We start from the raw sequence: 12235 nt of genomic DNA, 5'->3' as shown, positions 1-12235 counted from the left end.
TTCGGGCATCGGCTCATTCATAGCTGACCACCTCGAATTCGATTCCGTCCCAGTCGAAGAAATAGAATCTGCGGCCGGGTTCGTAATCGTCGTGACCGAAGGGTTTCAGGCCGTGAAATGCGACGACTTTCTCCGCCGCGTCGAGGTCGTCGACGGTAAAGGCCACGTGATTCAGCGGATTACCCTTGGCGTATTCGCCCTTCACATGGTCGCCGGTGTAGAGCGCGATGTAGTCGTGCGCCTCCCCGACATGGACCGACCGGCCGCCCATCATGGATTCGCCGCGCCAGCGCTCCTTCCAGCCGAGAAGATCCTTCAGCAGCGCGGCGCTCCGCTCGGGATCCGTGACCGATAAATTGGCGTGCTCGAGGCGTCCGATAGGCATATGTGCATCTCCTGTTGACGGATGCCTGGAGATGGAACGGTCCAGGCATTCGCAGTTGCGATGCTTTTTGCTATGCAACTTCAACTTCACTTGAGGTCAAGATTCAAATGCCCTATCAGAGAAATCGATGAATCCGAACGACCTCCTGAGCATCGGCGACCTCGCGCGCCGCACCGGCCTCTCCACCTCGGCGATCCGCTTTTACGAAGACAAGGGGCTGCTTCAGTCCCATCGCACGGGCGGAAATCAGCGTCGCTTCCTGCGCAGCGACATCCGGCGGTTGAGCTTCATCCTTATCGTTCAGAAACTCGGCCTGTCGCTCGAGGAAATCGGCGACCACCTGCGCAGCCTGCCGCAGGGCCGCACGCCGTCGAGCTTCGACTGGTGGAAGATCAGCGAGGCGATCCGCGAGAGCCTCGACCGGCGGATCGCCCAGCTCCAGTCGCTACGCGACAATCTCGACGGCTGCATCGGCTGCGGCTGCCTGAGCCTGAAGACCTGCAAGCTCTACAATCCCGAGGATATTGCCGCCGAGGGCGGAGCGGGGCCGCGGGTTTTGCGTTAGTGTTGAGGTGTCTGTTTGCGACCTTAATCTCGGTCGTTCAATGGCCGCTGGTGAACTCCCAAAACCAGTCATTCGTCGGATAGCAAACTCATCTTCGCGAGCTGGCCCAATTCTGCAACAGCGCTAGTTGCATATCTCACGTCGTTGAGGCGAGTTATATGTGTCAGCAGCCATTGCGAAACGCCTTCTTGGCCTGCCGTTTGAAGAAAGATCGGTTCGTTCCACGGTTGTCCGTTACGCACTGCCGTAAAGAAAGCGCGATTCAGATCATGTAATCCGGCATCAGCATCTCCATTGCGCCGTAGGTCGTGATCAAGAGCGAGCCAAATTACGAGTCCGCATTGGTAATGAAGATCGAACTTTCCTTCCGCTGTAGCCTTGTTCAGCGGAGAGGTCGCGAGGCCCAGCGCGCAAGCCGTTTGAGCTTCCTCTAGTCGTTTTTGTGCATAGGATCGCTCTGTCATGCCGCGCCGCTTCATTGCCAGTGCCGCCATCGCGTCTGCTCCGCCCTCATGTATCCACGCCGCGACATCGTCACCAGCTTTACCGCCCGCCTTGTCCTGCTGAAACAAATGGGCCGCCTCGTGTGCGAAGAACCATTCCAGCCACAATGGGTCTTCCGTAGCAAGCCGTTCGCGCGCGTTCTCGCCGTCGAAATGCATGAAGACCTGGTTCGGCAAAGTGCCGCCTTGTGTTGAGATCTTTCCATGCTTCTCTGGCTCATCGTCGATCGATACGTAGAGTTCTGGCGTGAAGGAGAGAAACCCATAGACAGAAGCGAAATACTCCATTGCCTGCGGAAGAGATCGATCCAGATTTCGGCGCAGATCGGGCGGCAGTCCCGGATCGATCACCGCTACGAAGCCATCGGCCTCAACCGGCTCGAGTGTACCCACGAAGATGTTCGTTCCATCATCTTGGCTGACAAACTGGTCGCGAATTAACGTTCGGCGCCCTTCTAAACCAATGGTCGCGCCCTTAGCCTCAATGGCGATTGGCAGGGGTACCGGGTCCTCGCATGGCGCCGCCAAGCAAGCCTGAAACTGCCCAGAATGAATTAGGGTGCTGCCTTCGCTGAAGGGCGAGAACGGCGCATAGCTCTTGGGTAATTCACGATAATCGATTGGAATAATGAAAGTGACAGCCTCAAAGGGTCGTCCGTCCACTCGCTCGACCCGCTCGCCGTCGCCCTCAATGACCCACCTTAAGTCATCGCCCTTTGGACGCCATGATTCGACGCGATACCCACCCAATTCACTCGGGAAGTGTAGTGCTTGGATCGGCTCCGCAATTCGATAGGCGGCAGCAATCTGCTGATCGGGCAAACGGGTCAGTTCCAATGTCAGCGGCTTCGACTGGTTTTGCTCGCCAATAGGCGCGACGCAACTTGCCAGAGCGACAGAAAGCGGAAGTAGCACAATAGCTGCGAGGCAGATCAGACGTTTGCCCGCTTCCATCTAATCATCTCCAAGAAAAGCGCATCCTAACCGAATATCTGAAACGGCAGCTTTGGCAATTACATGTTCGATGGCGGCTTTTCCGCAACCCACCCCAAATACAGTCAGAATCATGTAAGTGGCCGTCCCCGCCCAGGACGGGCAGTTTCAATACTCCGGCCCCAGCTCCGCATCGAAATCCCTCGGCCTAGCGAAATGGACCAGTGTGCCGCAGCCGTCGCGCAGGTCGCTCCAGTCTTCGATGTCGAGTTCGAACACGGCGAAGGCGGCGGTCGGGAATTTGACCTTTGCCTCGTCGTACAGCGCGTTCTCGTTCTTGGGGGCGACCAGATCGAACAGCATGTCGCCGAAGCCCGGATTGTGGCCCGACAGCAGCAGGGTGTCGGCATCGCCGCCCAACTCGCGCACGACTTCCATGATGGTGTCGGTTCCGGCGAGGTAGAGCCGCTCGTCCCATTGCACATCGAGTTCGGGCAGGCCTTCGGACAGGGTCAGCCTGACGCGTTCGGCAGTGCTCGCGACAACGCGGTCCCATGCGATGCCATGTTCGCGGATGTGGTCGCCGATAATTTTCGCGCCCTTGCGACCGCGCGCATTCAGCCCGCGGTCGAAATCGCGCTTGTCCCTCTGCCCCCAGTCGGATTTGGCGTGACGCAACAGGCCGAGGATCTTCATGCGCGCGTAATCACTGGGGCTGGGTCTCCGCTGGCGAGGTTTCCGGACTAACAACACCCTTGGCCACGCGCTGTAAAGCCTCTTCGAGTGTCAGCCTCGTGACGGGAGTGCCTTCCGGGAATGCCGATAGCAGGCGGGTAGGGAAGGCGGGCGACAGGACGACGAAATGGCCCGAATCCTCCCGCGTGCGGATCAGCCGCCCGAAGGCCTGTGCCAGTCGTGCGCGGATGATGCGATCGTCGTATCGCTGCGCGCCGCCTTCCTGCTCGGCCGCGGCGGCGCGTCGGGCGCGGTGCAGGATGGTGGGGCGCGGCCAGGGGACGCTTTCCATCACCACGCAGCGCAGCGACCGGCCCGGCACGTCGACCCCGTCGCGCAGGGCATCGGTGCCGAGCAGGCTGGCGCGGGGATCGTCGCGGAAGATGTCGGTCAGCGTGCCGGTGTCGATCGGATCGACATGCTGGGCATAGAGCGGCAGGCCGGTACGGGCGAGCCGGTCCGCGATGCGGCCATAGACCGCACGCATCCGGCGGATCGCGGTGAACAGGCCGAGTACGCCGCCATCGCTCGCCTCGATCAGCCGCGCATAGGCACCCGCCAGCGCAGGAATATCGCCTTTGCGGATATCGGTGACGATCAGCACTTCGGCGCGGGCGGCGTAATCGAAGGGGCTATCGGCCTGCACCGTCCTGGGCGCGAGGTCGAGATGCGGCGCGCCGCTCTTGGCGATGGCATGTGGCCAGTCCGGCCCGGTCTCGTCGCGATCGGTGAGGGTGGCACTGGTCAGCATTACGCCATGCGCGGGTTCGAGGACGACCCTGGCAAAGGGCTTCATCGGGTCGAGCCAGTGGCGATAGAGACCCACGTCGAATTCGCGCGCATCGTTGCGGTCGACTTGCAGCCAGTCGACGAATTCGGGATCGGCCGGTCCGCCGAGGCGCGAAAGCAGCGCCTCCCATGCGGCGATCAGGTCGATCCGCCAGGCCAGCGAATGGCGCGCGCCTTCGATCCGCGCGCGGCCCTGACCGTCGAGCCAGTCGGGCGCATCTTCCATGATCGCCTCCAGTCGCCCCGCCAGCTTGAGCAGGGGGGTGCGGATCGCGGCGAGCGCCTGCGCCGCCGTGCCCGCTGCCTCAACCAGTTCGCCGGGAAGCTGGGCGCATTCGGTCTCGATCCCATAACCCGCCTCCAGCCCGCTCTCGTCGCGGGCGAAGGTGGTCGTGCGGACCGCGGCGAGCAGTTCTTCGAGCGGACCGATCGGCGCTGCCTCGGCCAATCGTCCCAGCCAGCCATCGGAGGGGAGGTTGTGCGCGGCCGCGACTGCGGCTTCCACTGCTTTTCCACCCGCGTCGTCATAGCTGGCGACATCGGCGAGGCGGGCGGACAGGCCCCGGCGACGCCCGCGGCTGTTCTTTTCGGGGCCGATGATCCAGCGCCGTAATTCGATCGTCTCCTGCCCGGTCAGCGCAGCGGAAAAGGTGCTGTCGGCGGCGTCGAAGACATGGTGCCCCTCGTCGAAAACGATTCGTGTAGGTCGACCGGCGACATCGCGCCCGCGCGCGGCATTGACCATGACCAGCGTATGATTGGCGATGACGAGATCGGCCTGCGCGGCGTTCCGCGCGCTCCGTTCGATGAAGCATTTCCGGTAGTGCGGGCACCCGGCATAGATGCATTCGCCCCGCTGATCGGTCAGCGCGGCAATCCCGCGCTTGCGGAACAGTGTGCCGAGCCAGCCGGGCAGATCCCCGCCAACCATGTCGCCATCCTGCGTATAGGCCGCCCACCGCGCGACCAACTGCGCCAGGATCGCCGGCCGGCCGGCAAATCCGCCCTGCAGCGCATCCTCCAGATTGAGCAAGCAGAGGTAATTCTCGCGCCCCTTCCGCACGACGACCGGCGGCGAACCGTCGGCACGGGTCGCGGGCCAGGCGCGGTTGCTCTCCCGTCGCAACTGGCGCTGAAGGTTCTTCGTGTAGGTTGAGACCCAGACCGTTCCGCCCGAACGTTCGGCCCACAGCGAGGCCGGGGCGAGATAGCCCAGCGTCTTGCCGATCCCGGTGCCTGCCTGCGCCAGCAGGACATGCGGGCGTTTGTGGCGATCGCGCGGGCCGAAGACGTGCCCGGCACCCCTGGAAAAGGATCGCTGCCCCTCGCGGCGCTCTGCCCCTTCGCCGGTCAGTCGATCGAGCTGCGCCTCGATCTCGGGCTCTTCGATCGAAACTTGCGCGGCTTGCGGGCGATCGGGCGTCTCCTCCCATTCGGGCAGGCGGCTAAAGAGCCATTTCTCGGCCCGGTCCGGCCTCGCGATATGCGGCGCAAGCACGCCCGCCCATGGCCAACGCAACCGCGCAAGCGATTGCAGCGCGGACCATGCGCCTTCGCGTTCGGCCCAGTCGGCGCTTTCGCATGTTGCAACGAGCGCGCCCGCTGCCTGCTGAAGCAGCAACGGCACAGCGGCATCGTCCGCCGGCTCGTCCAGCGAGAGCGCATGTGCCAGCCCCTTGGGTGTCGGCACGCAGAACCTCGCCGGATGGACGAACGCGAACAGTTCCAGCAAATCGAGCCCCGAAAGGTCGGGATAGCCGAGCCGGCTGGCGACCAGCGGTGCGTTCATCAGCAGTTGCGGCGTGTCGGCGGCGGCCATCACCGCTTCGCCCTTCGAACATCCGCGCGTACCCCCGTTGGCATCGCGCAACCATGTGCCTGCATGGCTGGCATGGAGGGCGGGAAGGGGGAGGGGCTGAGTCACCGAAACGACCATGAAAGGGCAGGAACGAAAAGTAAACAGAAGCTGGCGGAACTATGCCGTCGGCGGCTCGGTTCACCGCAACTGGTCTACGGTTAACCGCGAAATTGATTCAATTATATTATAAAAAACAATGTGATATAGTTTTCTGAACAACGGTTCATCGGAACTGTGGCGAAAACACGCCCGTTTAATTGGCATGACTAAGACACGCCATATGATCGCCTGCGCCCCCATCGCGATTGCCGCGATGGCCGCGCTCCACACACCCGCCGCTATGGCCCAGGAAACGCCGACCATCGTGCTGGACGTGCCTGCGCCGGCACCCGCCGCGTCGCCCGCTCCGGTGGTGCTGCCTGCACCGGCCCCGGCTCCGATTACGGTAGAATTGCCCGAACCTGAGCCGGTTGTCGAAGCGCCGGTCGTTCAGGAGGCAGAGCCGGTTGCGACGACCCAGACCACGCGCGCTGCGACGCGAGAAGCTCCAGCCCCGGCACCTGAAGCGCCTGCCGCTCCTGCCGAGCGTGGCGAAACCGCCATTTCCGCGCTCGATACCGACGCGGCCCCGCTCCCTGACGAGAATGCGTTGGCGACGGTAGCTACCGACGAGGTGGCACAGCCCGGCGCTGCCGAGGCCGTACCTGCCCAGAACCCGGTGAACGATACGTCGAGCGCCGCGCTGCTGTTCTCTTTGCTTGCACTTGGCGGTGTCGGTCTCGCATCGGTTCTGCTGTTCCGTTCGCGTCGCCGCCGCCGCGGAGATGAGCCGCAGACCATCGAGCGGCCGATCATCTCGGCAACTCCGGTCGAGGAGCGCGAGCACGCCATTGTCAGCCCCGTTACCGAGCCCACGCAGTTCGCGCGTATCGAGCCCGAACGCCCGGCGGTGCCGAGCAACGGTGCGGCGGTCGAACTGCCGGCTGCTCCGCCGCGCAACCCGGAAGAGCGTGATCGCCTGCTGCGCAAGCTGATCGATGCCAAGCCCGACCGCGCCAATCCTTTCGCCTCGCACAAGGCCCGCGCCAAGCGCGCTCGCCTGATCCTGCAGTCGCTGGGAACACGGTTTACGGATCGCAAGCCGACCATCGATCTGAGCCAATACACCAATGTCTGGCCGGAGTTGCGCGGCTGGCGTCCTGCGACAGCCTAAATCCCTCCCGACCCTCGAAAGGTGTCGCAGCGGAAGGGGCGTCCACTACCTCGTAGTCGGGCGCCCCTTTTGCCGTGACGCCTAGATCGCGGAGAACTTCTCGATATCGGCGATCCGCCCCGAGACCACCAGTTCGTCGTCCGCGAATATGATTGTGTCCGGAACGGCGTGAATGAAATTCTCTCCCTCGCGTTTCACGCCGACGACCGTAACGTCGAATTTCTTGCGGCACTCGCTGGTGATCAGCGGCAGACCGACGATCGGATCGGGCGCCTTCAGGCGCGCGATAGCGAATTCGTCGCCGAACGAGATGAAGTCGAGCAGCCGCTCATTCAGCAGGCGGGCGACACGTTCACCCATGCGCTGTTCGGGAAAAACCACATGCGTGGCGCCGGTGCGTTCGAGAATGCGCGCGTGCTTGTCGTTCGTCGCCTTGGCCCAGATATTGGTAATGCCCAGGTCGGAAAGGGCGAGCACCGTCAGCACGCTGGCCTCGATATCCGAACCGATCGCGACCACCGCAGCCTCGAAATCCGCTACGCCGAGTTGCTGCAACGTACCGATATCGGTGCAGTCGGCCTCGACAACCTTGGTCAGCTCGCCGGCGAAATCCTGGACCAGGCGTGGATCGGTATCGGCCCCCAGCACCTCGTGACCCATGCGTTCGAGCGTGTGCGCGACCGCACCGCCAAAGCGGCCGAGACCCGCGACGAGGACTGGTTTGCGCATGTTAGCCGACAATGGGATTCTCCTCGGGATATCGATAGGGACGCTCGCGCCCGCCCAGCGCCAGCGCGGTCGCCACGGTAATCGTCCCCACGCGACCTACGAACATCAGCAGACACAGTGCCACCAGAGCATCCGGCGGGAGCTTGGCCGTTATGCCGGTGGATAGACCTACGGTAGAAAAGGCCGAAATACACTCGAACAGGATGTCGTCGAGCGGCAGAGAACTTACCGACGCGATGTAGATCGTCGCCGCAAACACAAGCGACGCGGCCAGCACGGTTACCGACAGCGCCTGACGTTCTATCGCGCGCCCGAAGCGCCGCTGGAACAGACCGGCATCGCGCCGGCCCAGTATTTCGGACAGCACGATCGCAAACAGGACGAAGAAGGTCGTTACCTTGATCCCGCCCGCGGTGCCGGCGCTCCCGCCGCCGACGAACATCAGGAAATAATTGGCCATGATGGTCTCGTCGTGGAAGGATCCCATATCGAGACTGTTGAAGCCCGCGGTTCGCGGCATGACCGAATGGAAGGCTGCATTGAGCAGTTTGGCGCCGACCCCCATCGGACCGAGCGTGTCGGGGTTGCTCCATTCCATCGCCAGTGTCGCCACCAGACCGAACAGGAGCAGCGCCAGCGTTCCCGCAACCGTGATTTTGGTGTGCAACGACCACTGGCGCCAGTGCAATTTATGGCGGCGCAAATCCTGCATTACCGGAAAGCCCAGTGCCGTGAGTATGACCGAAATCATGATCGGGCCCAGAACGATCGCATCGGTCTGGAAACCCATCACACTATCGGAAAAGCTCGAAAATCCTGCATTGTTGAAGGCACTTACGGAATGGAACAGGCCGTGCCAGGCGGCTTCCGGCAGGCCCATTCCATAGGTCGTCGCGAAACGCGTCGCCAGTATCAGCGCAACCACGAGCTCGACGAATACGGTAATCTTGAAAACTAGCTTCAGCACCGATGCCGCATCGCCTGTTTCCAGCCGGTTGCGCTCCACCTGCGTTGCCATGCGATCGCGCAGGCCGAAGCCGCGCCCTGCTATCAGTCCGAACAGGGTCGCTGCGGTCATGATGCCGAAGCCCCCGATCTGAAACAGGATCATCACCACGGTTTGACCGAATATGGACCAGTAGACCGGCGTATCCTCGACGATCAGGCCGGTGACCGAGATAGCCGATGTGGCGGTGAACAAGGCGGTGAGCAGCGGAGCGCGGGATCCGTCCGCAGTGGCGAAGGGAAGGCTGAGCACGGCAGTGCCGACAGCGATGAACCCAAGGAAAAGAAGGGGAATTAACCGAATCGGGTCGCGCAAGCGAAGCATTGCCGCTGCAATTGCTCCCGGCTTCCGGCGCAGTAAAGCCAAATCGCGGCGGCCGGCTCAATCCGGATTGACGGATCGAATATATGAATCGTATATGATCCAACTACACAACGGATAGGGCATTTTATGGGCTTGGTGAAGATCGACGAGGAATTGCACGAGCAGGTGCGGGCGGCCAGCGCGGTCATGTGTCGGTCGATCAACGCCCAGGCGGAATTCTGGATGAAGATCGGTCGGCTGGCGGAGGCCAATCCGGCATTGTCGTTCAATGACATCGTCAAGCAGCAGCTAGACCTTGCCGCAAAGGAAGAGAACCACACGCGCGAAGCTGCCTGAGATGGTCAAAACACCGGAAGACATCGCATTGATGCGCGTTTCGGGGCGCTTGCTCGCCTCCGTATTCGAAATGCTGGACGAGCTCGATTTTGTCGGCATGTCGACAATGCAGATCAATGATCTCGTGGAGCGCTTTATCTGCACGGACCTCGCCTCGCGGCCCGCCAGCAAGGGCCAATACGGCTTCGAGTACGTCCTGAATTGCTCGATCAACGAAGTCGTGTGTCACGGCGTGCCGTCCGTGGACGTAATCGTAAATGACGGCGACATAATCAATCTCGACATCACTTTGGAAAAGAACGGTTTTATCGCCGATTCCAGCAAAACATATATTGTTGGAAATGCCTCGCCGCAGGCCAGGCGATTGGTCAAGGTCGCATCGGGGGCGATGTGGGAAGGAATTCGACGGGTGAGGCCCGGCGCCCATCTTGGCGATATCGGGTTCGCCATCGACAAGCACGCGAAGAAACACGGCTACTCGGTCGTGCGCGAATATTGCGGCCACGGCATAGGTCGCGAAATGCACGAAGACCCTCAGATCCTGAACTATGGCCGGCCCGGCAAAGGTATGCGATTGCGTGAAGGTATGACGTTCACCATCGAGCCGATGGTCAATATGGGGCGTCGTGCCACGTCTCTGCGAGACGATGGCTGGACGGTTGTAACAAAGGACGGAAAGCTGTCCGCACAGTTCGAACACACCGTTGCAGTGACTGCAGACGGGTTCGAGGTTCTGACATTGAGGCAAGACGAAAAAATCTAGGAACTGCCGCAACCGATGCGACAGGAGACCAGCGTTCGACGGACTGTTCGCGCTACGCGTCCTTACCTCACGCTGTCCTACAGCCAATCCCCAGAGTATCGAGGCGGCGATGGAACTCCTATTGCCAGCCAGGAAAGCGCCGTTTGAAGCCGTAAAGTCGTAATTGCTCCCGGCTTCCGGCGCAGTAAAGCCAAATCGCCACCGCCGAGCCAGGGTCCGATCCTGGCGATGAACCTCGCGCGAATACACCCGAACCGCTGCGGGCGTTGCTCAAGTGGATAGATGCTTCATCCGTTGAGGTCTGACAACACTAGGTGAGTGCGCCGTCGATACAGCTGCGGTTAAAGGATGGCAAAGCAGCATCATTGTCTAGCGCGCGGAGTTCGGCCAAATGTGCGTTTGAACGCGTGAGCGAACGCGCTCTGCGAGTTGTAGCCAACCTCACTGGCCACGGCAGCCACACTCAAGCCGGCGTCGAGTTTTCGCTGCGCCACGATCATCCGCCAGTTCGTCAAGTGGCTAAGCGGCGGACTACCGACGCGGCGGGCGAACCTTTCGGTGAAAGCCGACCGAGACATGCCGGCCTCGGTTGCCAGCAGAGGAACCGTCCAGCGGCGTGCGACATCTCCGTGCATCGCGCTGAGTGCCTTGCCGATCCGGGGGTCTGCAAGCGCAGCGATCCAGCTCACGCTGTTCGAGGGAGTGACCGAGACGTAGGCGCGGATTGCTTCGACAACGAGGATTTCCGCTAAACGTTCGGCAACAAGCGATGCACCAATCTTGGCGTGCCCGATCTCGACATGCAGGAATGCGAGCGTCCTTGCGACGGCCTCGGCGTGCGGCGATGTGTGATCGATACGGATAAATGACGGTAGTGCTCCTAGAACGAACGACGCGCTGCCATCAGCAAAGCCAGTGCCGCCGCCCACCATACTTGTTTCGGAGCCGCTGCCGATACGCACGACGTTTTGTCCTGGCGCAGCGTATAGCTGCGTGCCGTCAACCGGTTCGATCATCGGATCGCTTGCTACGACATAGCTTGTGTCACTTAGTAGAAAGACGTCGCCCTCATTCAGAGCCTCCGGAGCATGGCCGGGAAGGCGGAGCCAGCATTGCCCGCGCATTATTGCCGTGAACTTGAGCCGCGATCGTCCGTCGAAAGCGAGTGACCAAGATCCCGATGCTTCCAGGCGAGTACCCCGAACGCTTCGCGTACCGAGAGCAACGAGAACGTCGGAAAGAGGATCGGACATCAAACCGGCGTATTGCGATAAAGAGATGGCCGATCAAGCATAGAACGTCCGGGAGGCTATTTGTAGGTGGGTCTACATATCAGGCGCTTGGAGTTTTCAATTGACCATTCGGAACAAGGTTGTCGTCATGACGGGGGCGGGGCGCGGCATCGGCAAAGCAAGTGCTATCCACTTGGCCGCACGAGGTGCACTCGTTGTCCTCGCTGCGCGAAGCGAAGCCGAGATTGCGGCGGTTGCGAACGAGATCGAGGCAGCGGGCGGTACGGCCGCATTCAGAGTGACGAACGTGACCCATCGGCCAGATTTGGAAGCGCTTGTCCGTTTTGCCTGCGAACAATTCGGTCGGCTCGACGTCATGGTGAACAACGCAGGTATTGGGCCGCTCTCTCGGTTTGATGCCCTGCGAGTATCAGACTGGGACGCCATGATCGACGTTAACCTGAAGGGCGCGCTATATGGCATCGCGGCCGCGCTTCCCTTCTTTCGCCGTCAGAGTTCCGGGCACTTCGTCAATGTTGTCTCAACAGCCGGCATAAAAGTGGTGCCTACTATGGGCATCTACGCTGCGACTAAGAACGCACTGCGGACTGCGACCGAAGGCTTGCGACAAGAGTCGGGACCAAACATAAGGGTTACCGAGGTGTCGCCAGGTTTCGTCGATACGAGCTTTGCCGACGCTAATGCCGTGGACGCGGAAATCAAGGCGGCGCTGCAAAAGCGCAAGGAAGAACTTGCGATCTCGCCGGACGCCATCGCGAGAGCAATAGCCTTTGCGATCGATCAACCAGACGACGTCGAAATCGGCAGCATCGTAGTACGTCCAACCGCGCAAGATTAGCCGCT

Annotated in this window: 12 protein-coding genes; 5 read left to right on the top strand and 7 right to left on the bottom strand. The window is 61.5% G+C overall.

The window, feature by feature from the left end; genetic code table 11:
• Positions 1-13: 13 nt before the first annotated feature.
• Positions 14-385, bottom strand: coding sequence for a VOC family protein (locus K3174_RS10900; protein ID WP_221558304.1), 372 nt, complete (start codon positions 383-385; stop codon positions 14-16).
• Positions 386-512: 127 nt separating this feature from the next.
• Here K3174_RS10900 and soxR point away from each other — a divergent pair, with 127 nt between their 5' ends.
• The gene (gene soxR, locus K3174_RS10895) at positions 513-950 is read left to right on the top strand and encodes a redox-sensitive transcriptional activator SoxR (RefSeq protein WP_221558303.1); all 438 of its coding nucleotides are present in this window, start codon (positions 513-515) and stop codon (positions 948-950) included.
• Between the two features lie 68 nt (positions 951-1018).
• Here the strand turns inward: soxR and K3174_RS10890 are convergent, their stop codons facing one another.
• From K3174_RS10890 to K3174_RS10880, 3 genes are all read right to left on the bottom strand, one after another.
• A complete protein-coding gene (locus K3174_RS10890; protein WP_221558302.1) occupies positions 1019-2407 on the bottom strand; it encodes a gluzincin family metallopeptidase in 1389 nt (462 codons plus the stop codon).
• Between the two features lie 147 nt (positions 2408-2554).
• On the bottom strand, positions 2555-3082 hold the full coding sequence (locus K3174_RS10885; RefSeq protein ID WP_221558301.1) for a SixA phosphatase family protein: 528 nt from the start codon (positions 3080-3082) through the stop codon (positions 2555-2557).
• Between the two features lie 10 nt (positions 3083-3092).
• Positions 3093-5834, bottom strand: a complete 2742-nt coding sequence (locus K3174_RS10880) for an ATP-dependent DNA helicase (protein ID WP_345719629.1) — start codon at positions 5832-5834, stop codon at positions 3093-3095.
• Positions 5835-6030: 196 nt separating this feature from the next.
• Between K3174_RS10880 and K3174_RS10875 the strand changes: the two genes are divergently transcribed.
• Positions 6031-6981, top strand: a complete 951-nt coding sequence (locus K3174_RS10875; RefSeq protein ID WP_221558299.1) for a hypothetical protein — start codon at positions 6031-6033, stop codon at positions 6979-6981.
• An 81-nt stretch (positions 6982-7062) separates the two neighbouring features.
• On the opposite strand, the gene K3174_RS10870 is transcribed toward K3174_RS10875, so the two are convergent.
• Positions 7063-7710, bottom strand: coding sequence for a potassium channel family protein (locus K3174_RS10870; protein ID WP_247712087.1), 648 nt, complete (start codon positions 7708-7710; stop codon positions 7063-7065).
• 1 nt (position 7711) lies between these two features.
• Complete coding sequence (locus K3174_RS10865; RefSeq protein WP_221558297.1) at positions 7712-9040, bottom strand: TrkH family potassium uptake protein; 1329 nt, start codon at positions 9038-9040, stop codon at positions 7712-7714.
• Between the two features lie 126 nt (positions 9041-9166).
• On the opposite strand from K3174_RS10865, the gene K3174_RS10860 reads away from it, so the two are divergent.
• The gene (locus tag K3174_RS10860; protein ID WP_221558296.1) at positions 9167-9376 is read left to right on the top strand and encodes a ParD-like family protein; all 210 of its coding nucleotides are present in this window, start codon (positions 9167-9169) and stop codon (positions 9374-9376) included.
• Position 9377: 1 nt separating this feature from the next.
• Positions 9378-10139: a type I methionyl aminopeptidase gene (gene map, locus K3174_RS10855; RefSeq protein WP_221558295.1), complete on the top strand. Its 762-nt coding sequence runs from the start codon at positions 9378-9380 to the stop codon at positions 10137-10139.
• Positions 10140-10501: 362 nt separating this feature from the next.
• On the opposite strand, the gene K3174_RS10850 is transcribed toward map, so the two are convergent.
• The gene (locus tag K3174_RS10850; protein ID WP_221558294.1) at positions 10502-11392 is read right to left on the bottom strand and encodes an AraC family transcriptional regulator; all 891 of its coding nucleotides are present in this window, start codon (positions 11390-11392) and stop codon (positions 10502-10504) included.
• A 100-nt stretch (positions 11393-11492) separates the two neighbouring features.
• On the opposite strand from K3174_RS10850, the gene K3174_RS10845 reads away from it, so the two are divergent.
• Positions 11493-12230, top strand: coding sequence for an SDR family oxidoreductase (locus K3174_RS10845; RefSeq protein ID WP_221558293.1), 738 nt, complete (start codon positions 11493-11495; stop codon positions 12228-12230).
• Positions 12231-12235: the final 5 nt, after the last annotated feature.

Origin of the sequence: Qipengyuania qiaonensis (assembly GCF_019711515.1) — a bacterium.
Lineage (GTDB): Bacteria > Pseudomonadota > Alphaproteobacteria > Sphingomonadales > Sphingomonadaceae > Qipengyuania > Qipengyuania qiaonensis.
The sequence above is the reverse complement of the archived record's forward strand: the minus strand, read 5'-3'. Positions and strand labels throughout refer to the sequence as shown.

Bases quoted from the DNA above. Each gene is read 5' to 3' on its own strand.
- K3174_RS10900 (WP_221558304.1), bottom strand. From the start codon at position 385: ATGCCTATCGGACGCCTCGAGCACGCCAATTTATCGGTCACGGATCCC.
- soxR (WP_221558303.1), top strand. From the start codon at position 513: ATGAATCCGAACGACCTCCTGAGCATCGGCGACCTCGCGCGCCGCACC.
- K3174_RS10890 (WP_221558302.1), bottom strand. From the start codon at position 2,407: ATGGAAGCGGGCAAACGTCTGATCTGCCTCGCAGCTATTGTGCTACTT.
- K3174_RS10885 (WP_221558301.1), bottom strand. From the start codon at position 3,082: ATGAAGATCCTCGGCCTGTTGCGTCACGCCAAATCCGACTGGGGGCAG.
- K3174_RS10875 (WP_221558299.1), top strand. From the start codon at position 6,031: ATGACTAAGACACGCCATATGATCGCCTGCGCCCCCATCGCGATTGCC.
- K3174_RS10870 (WP_247712087.1), bottom strand. From the start codon at position 7,710: ATGCGCAAACCAGTCCTCGTCGCGGGTCTCGGCCGCTTTGGCGGTGCG.
- K3174_RS10865 (WP_221558297.1), bottom strand. From the start codon at position 9,040: ATGCTTCGCTTGCGCGACCCGATTCGGTTAATTCCCCTTCTTTTCCTT.
- K3174_RS10860 (WP_221558296.1), top strand. From the start codon at position 9,167: ATGGGCTTGGTGAAGATCGACGAGGAATTGCACGAGCAGGTGCGGGCG.
- map (WP_221558295.1), top strand. From the start codon at position 9,378: ATGGTCAAAACACCGGAAGACATCGCATTGATGCGCGTTTCGGGGCGC.
- K3174_RS10850 (WP_221558294.1), bottom strand. From the start codon at position 11,392: ATGTCCGATCCTCTTTCCGACGTTCTCGTTGCTCTCGGTACGCGAAGC.